Source organism: Candidatus Accumulibacter sp. ACC012 (assembly GCF_907163155.1).
GTDB classification, from domain to species: Bacteria; Pseudomonadota; Gammaproteobacteria; order Burkholderiales; family Rhodocyclaceae; genus Accumulibacter; species Accumulibacter delftensis.
Map to the genome: position 1 here is coordinate 126,863 of NZ_CAJQUC010000007.1, position 15,175 is coordinate 142,037.

The following is a 15,175-nucleotide window of genomic DNA, read 5'->3' on the forward strand; positions in this document are numbered from 1 at the left end:
CGTCGGCGCTCACTTGCCGGCGCTACCCAGCGACAGGGCCAGCATCAGATCGTTGATGCGCTTGACGAAACCGGCCGGATCTTCGAGTGCGCCGCCTTCAGCCAGGATCGCCTGCTCGAGCAGCAGATTGGCCCAGTCGTCGAAACGCGTTTCCTCGTACTTGAGACGCTGCACCGCCGGGTGCTGCGGGTTGATTTCGAGGATCGGCTTGCTGGCTGGCGCCTGCTGGCCGGCGGCCTTGAGGATGCGCTGCAGGTTGCCGCCGAGGTCGTACTCGTCGGCGACCAGGCAGGACGGCGAATCGGTCAGCCGGTGCGTGACGCGAACATCCTTGACCTTCTCGCCGAGCGTCGTCTTGACCTTTTCGATCAAGTCCTTGTACTCGTCGGCCGCTTTCTCGGCTTCTTCCTTCTCGGCCGCGTCCTCGAGCGTGCCGAGGTCGAGCCCACCCTTGGCCACCGACTGCAATTGCTTGCCGTCGAATTCGGTGAGGTGACTGGTCACCCATTCGTCCACGCGGTCGGAGAGCAGCAACACTTCGATGCCCTTCTTGCGGAAGATCTCGAGATGCGGGCTGTTCTTGGCAGCGGTAAACGTCTCGGCGGTGACGTAGTAGATCTTCTCCTGGCCCTCTTTCATGCGCGACACGTAATCGGCCAGCGAGACGCTTTCCTCGGTAGTGTCGGCCTGTGTCGACGCAAAACGCAGCAGCTTGCCGATGCGCTCCTTGTTGGCGAAGTCCTCGCCGACGCCTTCCTTGAGCACGCGGCCGAATTCCTTCCAGAAGGTGGTGTACTTCGCCTTTTCGGCGTCCTCATCGCTATCGGCCAAGCCTTCGAGCAGACCGAGAATGCGCTTCACGCAACCGCCGCGGATGGCTTCGATATCGCGCGACTGCTGCAGGATCTCGCGCGAGACGTTGAGCGGCAGATCGTTTGAATCGACCACTCCGCGCACGAAGCGCAGGTAGAGCGGCATTAGCTGCTCGGCGTCGTCCATGATGAACACCCGGCGCACGTAGAGCTTGATGCCGTGACGGGCACCGCGGTCGAGCATGTCGAAAGGCGCTTTCGACGGGATGTAGAGCAGCTGCGTGTATTCCTGCTTGCCCTCGACGCGCGCATGCACATGCGCCAGCGGATCTTCGAAATCGTGCGCCACGTGCTTGTAGAACTCGTTGTACTGCTCGTCGGAGATTTCCGACTTCGGACGCGACCACAGCGCCGAGGCCTGGTTGACCGTCTCGTCTTCGTCGGTAACCACCTGCGCCTTCTTCTCCTCGTCCCAGCTCTCCTTCTTCATCAGGATCGGCAGGGTGATGTGGTCGGAGTACTTGCGAATCGTCTCGCGCACTTTCCAGCTCGAGAGGAACTCGTCCTCGCCTGCGCGCAGATGCAGGACCACTTCGGTGCCGCGCTGCTCGCGATCGACCATCTCGATCGTGAAGTCGCCCTCACCGGCGGATTCCCAACGCACGGCCTGGTTGGCTTCGAGACCGGCACGACGCGAGGTGACGGTGACCTTGTCGGCGACGATGTACGAGGAATAGAAACCAACACCGAACTGGCCAATGAGGTGCGCATCCTTGGCCTGATCACCGGTCAATGCCGAGAAGAATTCGCGGGTGCCGGACTTGGCGATTGTTCCCAGGTGTTCGACCGCCTCGTCCCGCGACAGGCCGATGCCGTTGTCGGCGATGGTGATGGTGCGTGCTTCCTTGTCGAAAGAGACCCGAATCCTGAGTTCGCTGTCGTCGCCGTAGAGGCCGGCATTGTTCAGCGCCTCGAAGCGCAGCCGGTCGCAGGCATCCGAGGCGTTGGAGATCAACTCGCGCAGGAAAATTTCCTTGTTGCTGTACAGCGAGTGGATCATCAAATTCAGCAGTTGTTTGACTTCTGCCTGAAAACCAAGTGTTTCCTTCTGTTCACCCATTGAAAACTCCGTGAAAAATGTGGATTGAAAGTGCCGCGGCGACCCAAGCAGAGCCGTGCCGGCGCGCAATGGACCATCACGTGGGGGCAGTCGCCGCGATTTCAAGCCCTGCCGGCGCTGCCTGCCTGCGCGGCCGCTGCAGCCGGTTTACTCTTCGATGGCCACGTAGGCCACCGCCAGCACCTCGACCTCGCGTATTCCGGCAGGACTCTGAAAGCGCACCGTGTCGCCCTCGCGCGCCTTGAGCAGCGCCCGCGCCAGCGGCGACACCCAGCTGATCCGCCCGCGTGCGAAGTCGGTTTCGTCGACGCCGACGATCTGATAGGTCTGCTCCTGCCCTTCCTCGTCGGCAATGCTCACCGTGGCCCCAAAGAAAACCTGCTCGGTGCCCTGCCGCCCGGCCGGATCGACGACTTCGGCCAGATCCAGGCGCTTGGTCAGGAAACGAATCCGCCGATCGATTTCGCGCAGCCGTCGCTTGCCGTAGATGTAGTCGGCGTTCTCCGAACGGTCGCCATTCGACGCCGCCCACTGCACGACGCCGACCAGCTGCGGCCGCTCGACGCGCAGCAAATGATCGACCTCGGCGAGAATGCGTGCGTGCCCACCCGGGGTGATGTAGTTGCGCGTTCCCGGCGGCAGCCGGAACGAGGGATCGAGGCCCTGTTCCTGCTCCGCTTCTTCGCCGTCTGCCTCTTTGGTGAATGCCTTGTTCATGCTTCGTTTGAATGGTCCCGGGGCTGAGAACTCGCTGCACCGGCCTGGCCGTACGCCAGACGGTGCGTAAAAAAGAAAACGGCGCAGGTCCGCAAACCTGCGCCGCAATGACTGACTGCCGAGCGCTCGAGCGCCGGCAGCCGAATCAGTAGCCGATATTGAACGCCACCACGTCGATGCGCACGGTGTCGCGCCCGAGGGCCAGGGCCGTGTAGCGTGCGAAGCGCGTCGCCCAGTCCTTGCGATCGATGAAGCGCTGCTCGCCGCCGTAACGAGCCACATTGAGAATCTTGTCGATGATCAAGACCTTGCCCATTGGGTTGCTGGGTTCGCATTCGAGATCCGCGAACTCCTTGTCAAACCAGCGGCGCGCTTCTTCGGGAGACCCTGTAGCGAGTTCGGTATGAGGGAACTTGAACTCGTATTCCCTCTCCCGCCCAAACGAAACGATTATGTGATAGACCATCTGCCTCCTCCCGGGGGTACACCAAGGTTACAATTTGACCCTCTATTCTATTCGCAAAAAGCGCCACATGCCGCAAGTCCCCAGCGCTCGCGCCGAGTTTATCGTCGGCATGCGCGCCTTCGCGCCGCTGAGCATGAGTATCATTCCCTTCGGTGTGGTTTGTGGCGCCGCCGCCAGTACGGCAGGCATGACGCCGCTACAGGCGTCGGCGATGAGCTGGGTGATCTTCGCCGGATCGGCCCAGATTGCCGCCACGCAACTGTTCGCCAGCGGCGCGCCACTGCTGGTCATTGTGGCGACGGCGACGATCGTCAACCTGCGCTTCCTGATGTACGCCACGTCGCTGGCGACGCTCTTCCGCAGTCAGAACCGGCGCTGGCAAGCGCTGATCGCCTATCTGCTGACCGACCAGGCCTTCGGGCTGACCATCGTGCACCACACCCGGCACCCCGACCGGCAAGCGGACCTGCGCTGGTTCTACCTCGGCGTCGCCGGCGCGACCTGGTTGTCGTGGCAGCTGGCAACGATTGCCGGCATCCTCCTCGGCAGCCTGGTACCGCCGAGCTGGTCGCTGGATTTCATCGTGCCGCTGACCTTCATCGCCATGGTCGTGCCGCTGCTCGGCGACCGCGCGATGCAGCTGGCCGCTGCCGCCGGCGCTCTGGCATCGGTGCTGCTGGTACTGCCACTGAAACTCAATCTGATCGGCGCCGCGCTGATCGGCGTCGCCGTCGGCGTCGCCGCCGAAAGACTATGGGTCAGGGCATGAGCAGCGTCAGCGGCGAACTCGCCGGCGAGCTGTTCGTGTGGTCGATGATCATCGGCATTGGCGTCGCCACCTTCCTGATCCGCTTCGCTCCCATCGCCCTCCTCGCCCGTCTCGAACTACCGGCTTGGCTGACCCGGGCCTTGCGCTACGTGCCGCCAGCGGTGATGGCGGCGATCATCGCTCCGCCGTTGTTTTTTGCCGATGGCGCGCCTACCATTGACGCCAACCTGCCGCGCGTCATCGCCGCCACCCTGGCAGCCGTGGTCGCCTGGCGAACGCACAGTACCTTGTGGACCATCGTTCTCGGCATGCTCGCCCTGTGGGGGCTGCAAGCCCTGCTCGGCTAAACAACCCGGACCCGCCTACCCTTACCCCTGACCCCTACCAGTAAAGAAAGCCCACCATGCTCAGCGAAGAACAGACGACAGAAGCACGCGCCACCCTCGAAGAACTGCACGTCGAGCATCGCGACCTCGACCTGGTGATTGATCACCTGCTGCTCAGCCCGCCTCCCGACGAGCTACTGGTGCGCCGCCTCAAAAAACGCAAGCTGCTGCTCAAGGATCGCATCAACCAGCTCGAAAGCGCGCTGGAGCCGGATGTTCAGGCCTGAGCAGGAAAACAGTTCAAAGTGCGAGGTGTAGAAACGTAGATACGTAGATACGTACCTACGTAGATACAGAAATGGCGGAGTAAGAGACAAAACATGCAATTGAACATCGCCGGGAAGCGCTGCCATGTTGGCACCGGGGGAAAACCCTTCGACCCTGCCGCCTCGCCATACCCACCGCTGCTGCTGATCCACGGCGCCGCCAACGACCGTGACTGCTGGCGTATCGTCGCCGGCGGGCTCAGCGCCGCCGGCTGCGCGCTACTGGTCCCTGACCTGCCGGGACATGGCCAGTCGGCTGGTCCGCCCCTGCGCAGTATCGAGGAACTCGCCGACTGGCTGCCAGCCCTGCTCGACGCCGCTGGCGTTGATCGCGCGCTGCTGGTCGGACACTCGATGGGCTCGCTCGTCACCCTCGAGTGCGCCGCGCGCCATCCGCAAAGCGTCAGCAGCCTGGCGCTGCTCGGCTCGTCGGCGCCGATGCCGGTCGCCGACGCCCTGCTCAAGCGCGCCGAAACGCATCCCGACAGCGTCCTTCGACTGATGACCGAATACTCGCACACCCTGCCGTTCCTGCTCACCGGCGGCGGCGGACACGGCATCTGGGGACCCGGCGCGACCCTGGCCATCATGCGCCGCAGCCCGCCGGGCGTCCTGGCCATCGATCTCGCCAACTGCAACAACTATCTGCACGGTCTGGAAGCCGCGGCGCAGGTCGCCTGCCCGACCCTGCTGCTGGTCGGCCGCCGCGACCGCATGACGCCGCGCCGCAATCTGCCGCCGCTGCAATCCGCACTGCGCCAGGTGGTTCGCACCGAAATCGAGAACTGTGGACACGCGATGATGAACGAGCAGCCGCAGGCGGTCATCGAAGCGCTGTTGAAGTTTGTCGGCAGCACAGCGACGAAGGCGACGGCAATCAGACCTTGCGACCGCGCATGACGCCAAGCCCCGCCAGACCGCCAGCCAGAAGCAGGAGCGTGGCCGGTTCTGGAACCGGGCTCAGATCCACGCGCAGCGCGGCACCACCACCGCCAAACGGACTTGCCGTGACAAGACCGTTGATCGAGTAGCTACCCGCTCCCAGAAGATACGATCCGCTGCTCCAGAGCGCATCAGCGAACGCCGCGTCGTAGTCGCTGAAGATGTCGTCGCCTACAGATCCCGGCGCCGAAGTCAGTCCGAGCGATAAAATGCCGTCAAAGATCTCGAAGCGATCGCCGGACAGAAAGGCATCGGTCACTTTCAGAACGCCTGCCGAGGCCAGCGCAAACGTGAAGGCTTGGTCGACAAAGCTCGACCCGACACCGCCGAAGGTGAATGGCACCCAGCCGCCATCGACGGTGACAGGTACCGCCTTTGCCGACGTGGCGGCGCTCAAGCCCGCAGCAAATGCGAGCGCACATAACAATTTTCCTGGATTTCTCGATTTCATGATTTTTCCTTCGAGTTAGGAGGCACGATTGAGAACTAGAAACTGTGACACTGTGTTGAGCTGGCTAACGGTCATGACAGTCGAGATACCCCGGCTGATGAAAGTCATGACCGTTAGTCCGACAGGCTGCTAGCTTCGCCCGTCGCCCGAACGCGCCAGCAGGATCACCGCGCCGAGAACGATCGCCCCGCCGACAATCTGCCACCGACCCAGCGCCTCGTCGAGAAACATCGCCGCCAGGACAATGCTCACCACCGGTTCGAGCGTCGACAGCGTCGCCGCGTCGGCGGCACCGAGGCGCGCCATGCCGGCAAAAAAAGTGATCACCGCCACCGCCGTCGACAGGGTCGCGATACTGACCACCGCTGCCCAGCCCAGCGCCGAGCCTGGCAAAGCCGGCCCACGCACGAGAACCACCAGCCCGCAGACCAGCGCCGCGGCGAGCATGATCACCGTCGCCGACGCCATCGCCCCGCTCACCGGCGTCACCCGCTCGCCGACCAGGATGTACACCGAGTAGATCAGCGCCGCGGTGGCACCGAGCAGAATGCCGAGCGTGCTGCCGGCGAGGCTGCCGCCGACCGCCAGCCCGGTGCCGAACAGCGTCGCCAGCACCGCCAGCATGCGCATCGCCGACAGCCGTCGCCGCGCCAACACGGCCGACAAGACGGTGACGATCGCCGGATAGAGGTAGAGCAGCAGCGCCGTCAGCCCGGCGCTGGCGTACTGCAGAGCGGCGAAATAGCAGAAGGACTGCCCGACATAGCCCAGCCCACCCATGGCCACCAGCAGCAGCAAATTACGCCCGCGCGGCCAGGCCATGCCACGCATCCGCATCACCACCACCATCAGCGCACCGGCCAGTCCGAAGCGCAGAAACAGCAGGCTCGGCACATCGACACCGTCGGCATAGGCCAGCTTGCCGAAAATCGGCATCGCCCCGAAAGCCGTCGCCGAAGCGACGATGCAGGCAACGCCTGCCAGGCGAACGGCTGGCGCGGGGGCAAGGATGGCAGCAGTCAAGATCGACGACTCGGAGAGGGCGTAGCGGTAGCGCCGGGAGGACAAGAAGCGCCGGACGGCCCTGGTCGGGCTCTCCGGCGCTGCGGAGTTTGCTACGCGGCGATTATAGGACGCTTCGCAGTGACGCCGTGATCGGCGCTATTCTTGCCATTTCCGCATCGATCCAGACCTCCCGGAATCACCGGCGAACGTGTGGTCGAATTTTGGACAGTAGGTCGGCGAAGGCCGTCTCATGGCGGAGACTGGCCGACCTCGATGCGCAGCCATTTTCCGCCGGGGATCCTGGCGCCAAGGCCAGTGAGCTTACGGCACAGCTGTTCTTGGGCATAACGGCGGGCGTGTTGCTGTAGCGGCTCCAGCAAGCCTGTGTAGGTTGGGCTGAGGAACGAAGCCCAACGAACCAAGCTACGACAGCTTGCGATGCGCGATGCGTGGTAGGCTCTTGGAGAAACAAGGCACGCCCGACCACGCAGCGAAACCCGCACGAGAATCCGACATGGCGGCTCTCAAACTTTTCATCAGCCACAGTTCCCGACTGCGCCCCGCCAGTGCGGATGACGCCGAGGCGCAGGCCAACTGGCAACTGCTGCAGGACACCTGCAAGGCGCTGAAGGCCGAGTACTCCGACAAGATCGAGATTCTGGTCGACTACGAGGGTCTGCATCCCGGCGACGACTGGGAGCGGCGGCTCAACGAATGGCTGGCCGAGTGTCACGCGGCGATCATCCTCTTCTCGCGACGAGCGATCGAGGAGTCGAACTGGGTCAAGAAGGAAGCGGCGATTCTTAGTTGGCGCGCCGAACTCGAACCCGAGTTCAAGCTCTTCCCTGTCCTGCTCGACCAGCAGGCCACGCCGGAAGATCTCGAAAAGGACTTCCTGGGCACGCTGCGCATCACCCGCACGCAGTGCGTTGCCCAGGTCAGCACCGCAGAGCAGATTCTCGGCGGCATCAGGCTGAAGATGGGCGATCATCCCGAGCTGCTGCGGGGGACCGTCACGACACCCTTCGAACGGCTTCTGGAAGCCGTCGAGAGCGTCCTTGTCGAGCAGGTGAAGTTGAGCAATCTGGAGCGGCTGTGGCAGAAACTCTTCCCTGACACGCCACGGCCATCGACGCGCGGCGCCTACGGCAGGGCGCTGGCGCGCCACCTGCTGAACGACGGCCAGAAGTCCCTCGAACGCTTCCAGGAGGTGCTCAACGACACGCTGCCACACCCGAGCCGAGAACGTGCGGAAGAGCTGTTGAAGTTCGTCCGCGCGCTGTGGGTGGGTGCCGGCGAGGCGGGTCAGATTCCGGCCGCCCGATCGCACGGAAAATGCCTGGCGCTCAACGGCCAGTGCCTGGAGCTCAGCCAGCCCGAACTCGGCACGCGGCATTTCACGCTCGATCGCTATCTCGAACGCGCCTGGCCTGGGACAGCCCAGATCCGGGTAATCCCCATATCGGACGTGAGCAGCCAGGACGCGATCCAGGGAGAAATCCGCAAGGTTTACGCGCGCGGCCTGGCGCATCTCACGAATGAACAAATCGACCAGCGTGTTCGCAATGACAAGTGGCATGTGGTGGTCTTCGTTCCAGCAACCAACTGGGCCGGAGAAGCCCCCGATGCGCGGCTGGTCGATGGTCTGCAGAAACTGCAGCAACTCTATCGCACCCCGGTCTTCGTCTTCGGTGTCGGCGCGCAACTGCGAGACGATCTGCCAGACGCGGTCGAATCCCTTCTCCCGGAACTGTCGCTGGAAACGGAGTCGGCACAACTGCTCGCAGAACTCGACGCACGCGAGCTGCTCAACAACATCTACGGATAGGGAAACCCGATGGCCAGGTACCGCCCCAGGAACTTCAAACTCGCCGACGACTACTCCTTTCCGGGGGATCCCGCCCTGGAAATCAAGCCCTACATCTTTCCCGAAACAGCGGTCATCGCCGTCGATGTGGCACTGGCCACCAGCCGGCCGCTGCTCATCGCCGGCCCGCCGGGCTGCGGCAAGAGCCGCCTCGCTGAAGCGATGGCGGCGGTGCTCGGCTGGAACTTCCTCAGCAAGACGATCACCTCGCGCACCCGGCTCGAAGAACTGACCGTCGAGGTCGATCACCTGCGCCGCCTGCACGACGCGCACCGCGCGGCACGACCGGACGCCGTAGACCTCAAGCCGGATCAGGCGTATCACAACCCGGGAGTCTTCTGGTGGGCTTTCGACCGGGAGTCGGCCGCACGCCGTGGACTCAGCGCTGCCGACGCCGCCGGATACGACGCCACCCTGCCCTTTCCCGGTAGCGAGGGAGCCTCCGCCGGTGGACACCACCACACCGTCCTGCTCATCGACGAAATCGACAAGGCAGAGCCAGACGTACCGAACGATCTGCTCGAACCGCTCGACCGGCGCAGTTTCTCTCTGCCCGACGGGGCGACGCAGCAGGCCGACCCGAAGCAGAAGCTACTCACGATCATCACCACCAATCGCGAGCGCGAGCTGCCACAAGCGTTTCTACGCCGCTGTGTGAGCCTGGTTCTCGGCGAACTGGACCGCGACACCCTGCTCGGCATCGCCCGCGCGCACTATCCGGCCGCCGACAGCCGGCGGACCGAAGCGATCGTCGACAAGCTGATCGGAATCCGTGCGGCCTCTACGACCAGCGGTCGCCGTCCGCCCGGCACCAGCGAATTCCTCGACGCCATCCAGGCCTGCGAGAAACTGGAGATAGATGTCGCCGACGACAACCCGCTCTGGAGCCAGATCGAGAGGGCAGTTCTGACCAAGCCTACGGAGTGAGCGGATGGCGACGTCCCGCAGGAAGAACGACACGATGCAACGCGGCGAGATTCATCTCGGCGACCTGATCCGCGCGCTCGGCACGCTGCACGGTCAGGAAGACGAGCACGCACAGGCGATTGCCGGTTGCCTCGGTTTCGGGCTGGCGGCGCCCGAGGTGCAGCCTGCCCGGCCGACGCCGACGGTCTATGACCGCAGCCGCCTGTCGCCCCAAGCGAAAAGCGAAGCTCCTGCCACGCCGCGTCAAGCGGGGCTCGCCGCACCGCCGACACGCGCGCCGCAAATCGATCTGCCCGCGCAGACGCTGAAATCGACGCTCAACGCCGTCGCAGCGCCGCCCGCGATCGATACCGCCGAAGCCCCGAGCTGGCTCACGGGCGACTACCAGGGTCTCGAACCCGCGCCGGGCGTTTCCCCGCCGCGTCGGACGCTGATTCCCGCCGAGACCGCCCGCGGCGTGTTCACCGCCGCCCTGGCGACGCTGCGCCAGGGTGACCGGCTCGACGTCGATCAACTCGTCCGCCGCGTCGTCGCGGGACGCCTGCCGCCGCGGCTGCCGCGCCAGCACTCGGCAACGCTCGCCCGCGGCTGCCAGCTCCTGCTCGACTTCAGCGACAGCATGCTGCCGTGGTGGGAAGATCTGCGCGACCTGGCCAGGCAGCTCGTCGGCGTGCTCGGCGAAGATCGCGTCGCGGTCTTCGACTTCGACTCGACTCCAGAGCAGGCTGGCCGCTGGCTGCCCGGCAAGGACGCAGAACAAGACTGGCAGCCCTGGCAACCGGAGCCCGGTCGACCGATCCTCGCCGCCACCGACTTCGGCATTCAGGGATTACCGCCGCGTAGCCGGCCCGACGCCGGCTGGCAAAAGCTGATCAAGGACTGCCGTGCGCCAGGCTGCCCGCTGATCGTCCTCGTCCCCTGGTCGCCGGAATACTGGCCGACCACTCTTGGTCCCGACGCCGAACTGGTGCACTGGCATCCGCGCACCAGCGCCGCGATGCTCAGCCGGCAGCTCGGCGGCAGGCAGCGACCGACACGATGAGCTGGCTGCAGCCGACACCCTTCGAGCAGGACCTGGTCAGCGACGTTCGCCGGCGCTGGCCGGAAATCGTCCCGCTGGCACGTCTGCTGTCGCTCGCCACGCGCATCGAGCCGCTGCTGCTGCGCAATGCGCGGCTGCAGTTCATCCCGGGCAGCGCCACGGAGATCGAGTCGCTGCTCTGGTTCAGCCCGCTGATCGGTGCGCGCAGCAGCGGCGAGGTGATCCTGCATGCGGGCGTAGCGCGCCTTCTCGCCAATGAACTGCGCGCCGCCGATCAGCCGCCGTTCGACCAGGTGAGCGACTTCACCCGGCGCCACAGCCGCCACTGGTCGCCCGAAGACCGGCTCGAACAGGATCTGCGCCTGGCCGCCCTGCTCGACGATCAGCCGGCCATCGAGCAGGGTCTGCAGGACATGCTCAAGCGCATCCACGACGAAGCCGACGAGGAACAACGCATCCGTCTCGCGCGCTGGAGCCGGCGCAGCCTGGCGACCATCGCCGGCGCCGGGAGCACGCTGGCGGAAGCCAGACTGCTCACGCAGTACGCGAGTTGCAGCCTCGGTGCGAGCAGCAGCCTGGCCGCCGGCAACGCAGCAGCACCGGCAACGCTGCCTGGCTGGCTCAACGGCAAGCTGCCCGAGCCTTTCCGGCCGGCACGGCTGGCGGTGAGCCTGCACTGGGACGCCGACAGCCGGCGGCTGGTTCTGCACTGCCGGGCCGCCAGCGCAGGCGAGCCGGCCATCGAGCTACCGACACCGCTGCCGGTGAACCTGCACGTGCAGTGCGAGGGCGCGCCGAGCGGCACCTGGCAGGTCGTCGGCGCCGATACACGCGTCGCACTGCCGCTGATCGCCGAGCGCATTCTGCTGACGACCAGCGACGGCCGCCGCTACGAACTGCTCGCCGAATTGCCCACCGAGGTCGCTCCCGGCGCCCCGCCATCGACAACGACAGCGCTGTACCTCAGCCATCTACCTGCCGACCGCGAACAGGCCAGCCGTATCGCCGACTGGCTGGCGACGCAAGGGATAGCGCTGCAACTGATCGAAGAGGAGTCGCTCAGCACCGCCGCTGCCACTGAGGGAGACCAGGACGGGCCAATTCGCTTGCTGCGCCTGTGGACCCGCGCGGCGCAGGCTTACTGGGCCGAAAAGACCGGCAGCGACGCCCTGCCCGGCCCACGCGCGGCCCTGCTGCGCACGGAAGCGCTCGCTGCGCCGCCGCCCGGCCAGGGCGCCGAGCGACTGCTCGACCTCCTCGACTGGCAGCAGCCGGAGAAGTCGGAAGAGGCCAGGAACTTCCTCGGACAGCTGCGCGCCTGGCTGGCCGACGAGCAGCCGCCGCCAGCACCAGACGTAGACAAGCTCGGCGAACGCAGCGAAGGCGGCGAAGGCGGCGAAGGCGGCGGCGAGGCCGAGGCCCTGCTCGCCGAACTCGCCGACCCGAAGACGCCGCCGCCGCGCCGCCTCGAAATCGGCGACCGCCTGGACGAAATCGGCGACCCGCGGCGGGGCGTCGGCGTACGTGAATTCGTGCTGGCCGATGCGGCGCCGCGCCCAGCAGAGCCGGCGGCAGAAACGCTGCCGCCCGAAGTCCACCAACTCCTCGACGAACTCGAACGAATCGAGACCATCCCGCCACGGCGTCTGGCGATTGGCGATCGCCTGGCCGAAATCGGCGACCCGAGGGCAGGCGTCGGCCTCGACGAGCGCGGCCTGCCGGCGCTCGACTGGGTCGACATCCCTGGCGGGGAGTTCATCTATCAGAACGGAGAGAAGCGCAGGCTGCCGACCTTCCGCATGGCGCGATACCCGATTACCAATGTGCAGTACCAGGCCTTCATCGACGCTGGCGGCTACAACGGCAAGGGCGCAAGCGCCTGGTGGCGGGACCTCAAGCAAGCAAAGGCGGAGCAGTCGTCATGGTCGCAGGCCAACCGGCCGCGCAGCGATGTCAACTGGTACGAGGCAGTGGCTTTCAGCCGCTGGCTCAGCGCGCAGCTCGGTTACGAAGTCCGCTTGCCGAGCGAGGAAGAATGGGAGCGTGCGACGCGCGGACGCGATGGTCGCGAGTATCCCTGGGGCAAGGACTACCGGACCGGCTACAGCAATATCAACGAGAAAGAACTCAAAGCCGGCGAATGGTCCCTGCAGCAGACGACAGCGGTCGGCGTCTATCCGCACGCTGCGTCGGCTGAAGGGGTTCTCGATCTGGCCGGCAACGTCTGGGAATGGTGCCTTGACAAGTATGATCGCCCCGGACAGATCGAAGCCGATACCAGCGGCGAAAGGCGCGTGGCGCGTGGTGGTGCGTGGGACTGCGACCCGGGCGACGCGCGCGGCTCGCGACGCGACGGGGACGGCCCTGTCTACCGCGATAGCAGCTGGGGGTTTCGGTTGATTTCCTCTGCCCCCATTGCGTGACCGCTGTTCGCTGCCGACCGCAGTGGCCTCAATCCCTATCTGCATGATGTTGGGCTTCGTTCCTCAGCCCAACCTACCGCCTACTACCCCTTGCAGGGGCCTCCCCGCGCCAGGAGCGGCAAGATGGTTCAGGCCGCGCGCCCACTCGGCGAGCGTTATCGGGAGAGGCAACAGGGGTGGATCAAGCACGTAAGTTACGCTGACTCTTGGCGACTGAACCAGCACGCGCTGCCACGTTACGGGTTCTTGAATTCGCAACTGCGGTCAAGCAACTGGGACCGACGAAACCAGCCGAAACCCGTAATCAAAGTAACGGTCGCTAGGGGCAAAGGTGAAGCGCTGTGAGCCGCGCGCGTAGCTAGGCGGGTTGAGCCATGATCCGCCACGTAGTACACGCCAGTCGCCACTGGTATCGGCTGCGAGCTCATCGGGGCGATCATATTTGTTGAGACACCATTCCCAGACGTTGCCGGAGAGATCGAGAACCCCTTCAGCTGAAGACGCGTGCCCATAGACACCGACCGCTGTCGTCTGCCCCAGGTACCACTCGCCGGCTTTGGTGCCCTTTTTGTCGATATTGGCGTAACCCGTCTGGTACCGCGCGCCCCAGGGATACTCGCGCCCATCCTGTCCGCGTGCCGCACGCTCCCATTCTTCCTCGGTCGGCAGCCGGACTTCGTAGCCCAGCTGCTCGCTCAACCAGCGGCTGAACGCCACTGCCTCGTACCAGTCGACGTTCGTTCGCGGCCGGTTGGCCTGGGGAAAGCGCGATTCTTCCGGCTCAGGTCGCACCAGATCCCGCCACCAGCGCTCATCCCCATACCCACCGGCATCGATGAAGGTCCGGTACTGCGCATTGGTGACCGGATAGCGCGCCATGTAGAAAGTCGGCAGCGAGCGCCGCTCGCCTTCCTGAAAGACGAAATCGCCGCCGGGGATTTCGACCCAGTCGATGTCCGGCAGGAGGATCGTCCGCTGCGCCTGCACCGCATCGATCCCCAGGTCCGCCGCGGCAACGCGTTTCACAGTTCCCGCTCGACAATCAGCGGCGCATGATCCGCGCCGCGCGTCAACGCCAGACGGTCGGGAAGGGACATGGCGAGGACCTCAAAGCCAAGCCCATCGCTACAGAGCCACTTACGCATGATCACCTTCCTTCGCCAGCAGGCAGTCGGCATCGACTTCCGCCTGCGAGTGGTTGGCATAGGTCGGCCAGTCGGGGGAATACTCGTCGGCCTGGTTTCCCCAGCTGGTCCAGCCGTCGCGTGAGCCGCGGGCGAACATTTCCAGATAGGGGCCGGGCGAGCAGGATTCGATCAGCTCGTAAGCTTCGTCGGGCTTGCGCGAATGCTCGCGCTTGCGGCTCTTGATGATATTGACCTGGCGGCGACCAGGAGCCAGCGTGCGGGCATTCTTCCCGCGGACGCCGAAAAGGATCAGTTCGGTGGTGTTGCGAAAGTAAAAGCCGACGCCGCGCCCATCCGGGCCACCGTCCTTGCGGATCTTGTGCCACACGATGTTGCTCTTGTACTGGAAACCCCAGGCGGCCAGGACCCGAAGGCCCTCGGGAAGGAGCGCATTCGGCACCCACAGGTAGAGGTGGGCCGTGTCGCCGACGATGCTGGCCACCGGCAGGGCAAGAATGTCGTCCAGGTTCATCGTCGCGTAGCGGTTCAGCCGCTTGTGTTCCGGCGCCATCTTGCCGGTGCGGTTCTGGAACTGCCACGGCGGATCGGCGAGCACGGTGTGAAAGCGGCGATCGCCGACGCAGTGGAGCAGCTCGCCAGCTGCCTCGGGGAAATGTTTCGTCATCTCGCTCAATCGGTCAGGAGCCCGGTCGTCAGCATACCCTGTTGGCCAACACCGGGGGCGGCATCAGCCTTTGTCCACCGGGGGACGAACCACAACAGCGCTGGTGTTTCCACCAAGGCACTCGCCCGCCTGCACGTCATTGCGAGGAGGCGCAGCCGACGCGGCAATCC

The 15,175-nt window shown here is 65.1% G+C and carries 16 protein-coding genes; 8 read left to right on the plus strand and 8 right to left on the minus strand.

The features are described 5' to 3' along the window. Positions 1-9 precede the first annotated feature (9 nt). From htpG to QZ648_RS09245, 3 genes are all read right to left on the minus strand, one after another. Positions 10-1,932: a molecular chaperone HtpG gene (htpG, locus tag QZ648_RS09235; RefSeq protein WP_291996814.1), complete on the minus strand. Its 1,923-nt coding sequence runs from the start codon at positions 1,930-1,932 to the stop codon at positions 10-12. A 147-nt stretch (positions 1,933-2,079) separates the two neighbouring features. Next, complete coding sequence (gene greB, locus QZ648_RS09240) at positions 2,080-2,649, minus strand: transcription elongation factor GreB (protein WP_291996815.1); 570 nt, start codon at positions 2,647-2,649, stop codon at positions 2,080-2,082. Between the two features lie 145 nt (positions 2,650-2,794). Continuing rightward, the gene (locus tag QZ648_RS09245) at positions 2,795-3,115 is read right to left on the minus strand and encodes a hypothetical protein (RefSeq protein ID WP_169067807.1); all 321 of its coding nucleotides are present in this window, start codon (positions 3,113-3,115) and stop codon (positions 2,795-2,797) included. Positions 3,116-3,182: 67 nt separating this feature from the next. Here QZ648_RS09245 and QZ648_RS09250 point away from each other — a divergent pair, with 67 nt between their 5' ends. The 4 genes from QZ648_RS09250 (at position 3,183) to QZ648_RS09265 (ending at position 5,436) form a co-directional block, all read left to right on the plus strand. Next, positions 3,183-3,884 (plus strand): AzlC family ABC transporter permease, encoded by a 702-nt coding sequence (locus QZ648_RS09250; RefSeq protein ID WP_169067806.1) that lies wholly within the window; start codon positions 3,183-3,185, stop codon positions 3,882-3,884. Next, on the plus strand, positions 3,881-4,231 hold the full coding sequence (locus QZ648_RS09255; protein WP_248595542.1) for an AzlD domain-containing protein: 351 nt from the start codon (positions 3,881-3,883) through the stop codon (positions 4,229-4,231). Before QZ648_RS09250 ends, QZ648_RS09255 begins: the two co-directional genes overlap by 4 nt. 56 nt (positions 4,232-4,287) lie before the next feature. Beyond that, on the plus strand, positions 4,288-4,497 hold the full coding sequence (locus tag QZ648_RS09260; RefSeq protein WP_291996816.1) for a DUF465 domain-containing protein: 210 nt from the start codon (positions 4,288-4,290) through the stop codon (positions 4,495-4,497). Positions 4,498-4,590: 93 nt separating this feature from the next. Further along, positions 4,591-5,436: an alpha/beta hydrolase gene (locus tag QZ648_RS09265; RefSeq protein ID WP_291996817.1), complete on the plus strand. Its 846-nt coding sequence runs from the start codon at positions 4,591-4,593 to the stop codon at positions 5,434-5,436. On the opposite strand, the gene QZ648_RS09270 is transcribed toward QZ648_RS09265, so the two are convergent. Continuing rightward, complete coding sequence (locus tag QZ648_RS09270; protein ID WP_291996818.1) at positions 5,414-5,875, minus strand: PEP-CTERM sorting domain-containing protein; 462 nt, start codon at positions 5,873-5,875, stop codon at positions 5,414-5,416. The genes QZ648_RS09265 and QZ648_RS09270 overlap by 23 nt on opposite strands. A gap of 183 nt (positions 5,876-6,058) precedes the next feature. Then, positions 6,059-6,952 carry a DMT family transporter gene (locus QZ648_RS09275; RefSeq protein WP_248595541.1) on the minus strand — a complete coding sequence of 298 codons (894 nt, stop codon included), beginning with the start codon at positions 6,950-6,952 and terminating at the stop codon, positions 6,059-6,061. A gap of 496 nt (positions 6,953-7,448) precedes the next feature. Between QZ648_RS09275 and QZ648_RS09280 the strand changes: the two genes are divergently transcribed. The 4 genes from QZ648_RS09280 to QZ648_RS09295 are packed head-to-tail and all read left to right on the plus strand — an operon-like array spanning position 7,449 to position 13,193. Beyond that, positions 7,449-8,762, plus strand: a complete 1,314-nt coding sequence (locus QZ648_RS09280) for a toll/interleukin-1 receptor domain-containing protein (RefSeq protein WP_291996819.1) — start codon at positions 7,449-7,451, stop codon at positions 8,760-8,762. Between the two features lie 9 nt (positions 8,763-8,771). Beyond that, positions 8,772-9,728, plus strand: coding sequence for a MoxR family ATPase (locus QZ648_RS09285; RefSeq protein WP_291996820.1), 957 nt, complete (start codon positions 8,772-8,774; stop codon positions 9,726-9,728). Positions 9,729-9,732: 4 nt separating this feature from the next. After that, on the plus strand, positions 9,733-10,770 hold the full coding sequence (locus tag QZ648_RS09290; protein WP_291996821.1) for a hypothetical protein: 1,038 nt from the start codon (positions 9,733-9,735) through the stop codon (positions 10,768-10,770). Further along, positions 10,767-13,193, plus strand: coding sequence for an SUMF1/EgtB/PvdO family nonheme iron enzyme (locus QZ648_RS09295; protein ID WP_291996822.1), 2,427 nt, complete (start codon positions 10,767-10,769; stop codon positions 13,191-13,193). The genes QZ648_RS09290 and QZ648_RS09295 overlap by 4 nt, the downstream gene beginning before the upstream one ends. Before the next feature lie 264 nt (positions 13,194-13,457). Here QZ648_RS09295 and QZ648_RS09300 read toward each other — a convergent pair whose 3' ends face one another. From QZ648_RS09300 to QZ648_RS09310, 3 genes are read right to left on the minus strand one after another with little or no spacing between them, the layout of a single operon-like run. Next, positions 13,458-14,219: an SUMF1/EgtB/PvdO family nonheme iron enzyme gene (locus QZ648_RS09300; protein ID WP_291996823.1), complete on the minus strand. Its 762-nt coding sequence runs from the start codon at positions 14,217-14,219 to the stop codon at positions 13,458-13,460. Continuing rightward, positions 14,216-14,338 (minus strand): hypothetical protein, encoded by a 123-nt coding sequence (locus QZ648_RS09305; RefSeq protein ID WP_291996824.1) that lies wholly within the window; start codon positions 14,336-14,338, stop codon positions 14,216-14,218. The genes QZ648_RS09300 and QZ648_RS09305 overlap by 4 nt, the downstream gene beginning before the upstream one ends. Beyond that, positions 14,331-15,005, minus strand: a complete 675-nt coding sequence (locus QZ648_RS09310; protein ID WP_291996825.1) for an MT-A70 family methyltransferase — start codon at positions 15,003-15,005, stop codon at positions 14,331-14,333. Before QZ648_RS09310 ends, QZ648_RS09305 begins: the two co-directional genes overlap by 8 nt. Between the last annotated feature and the right edge of the window lie 170 nt (positions 15,006-15,175).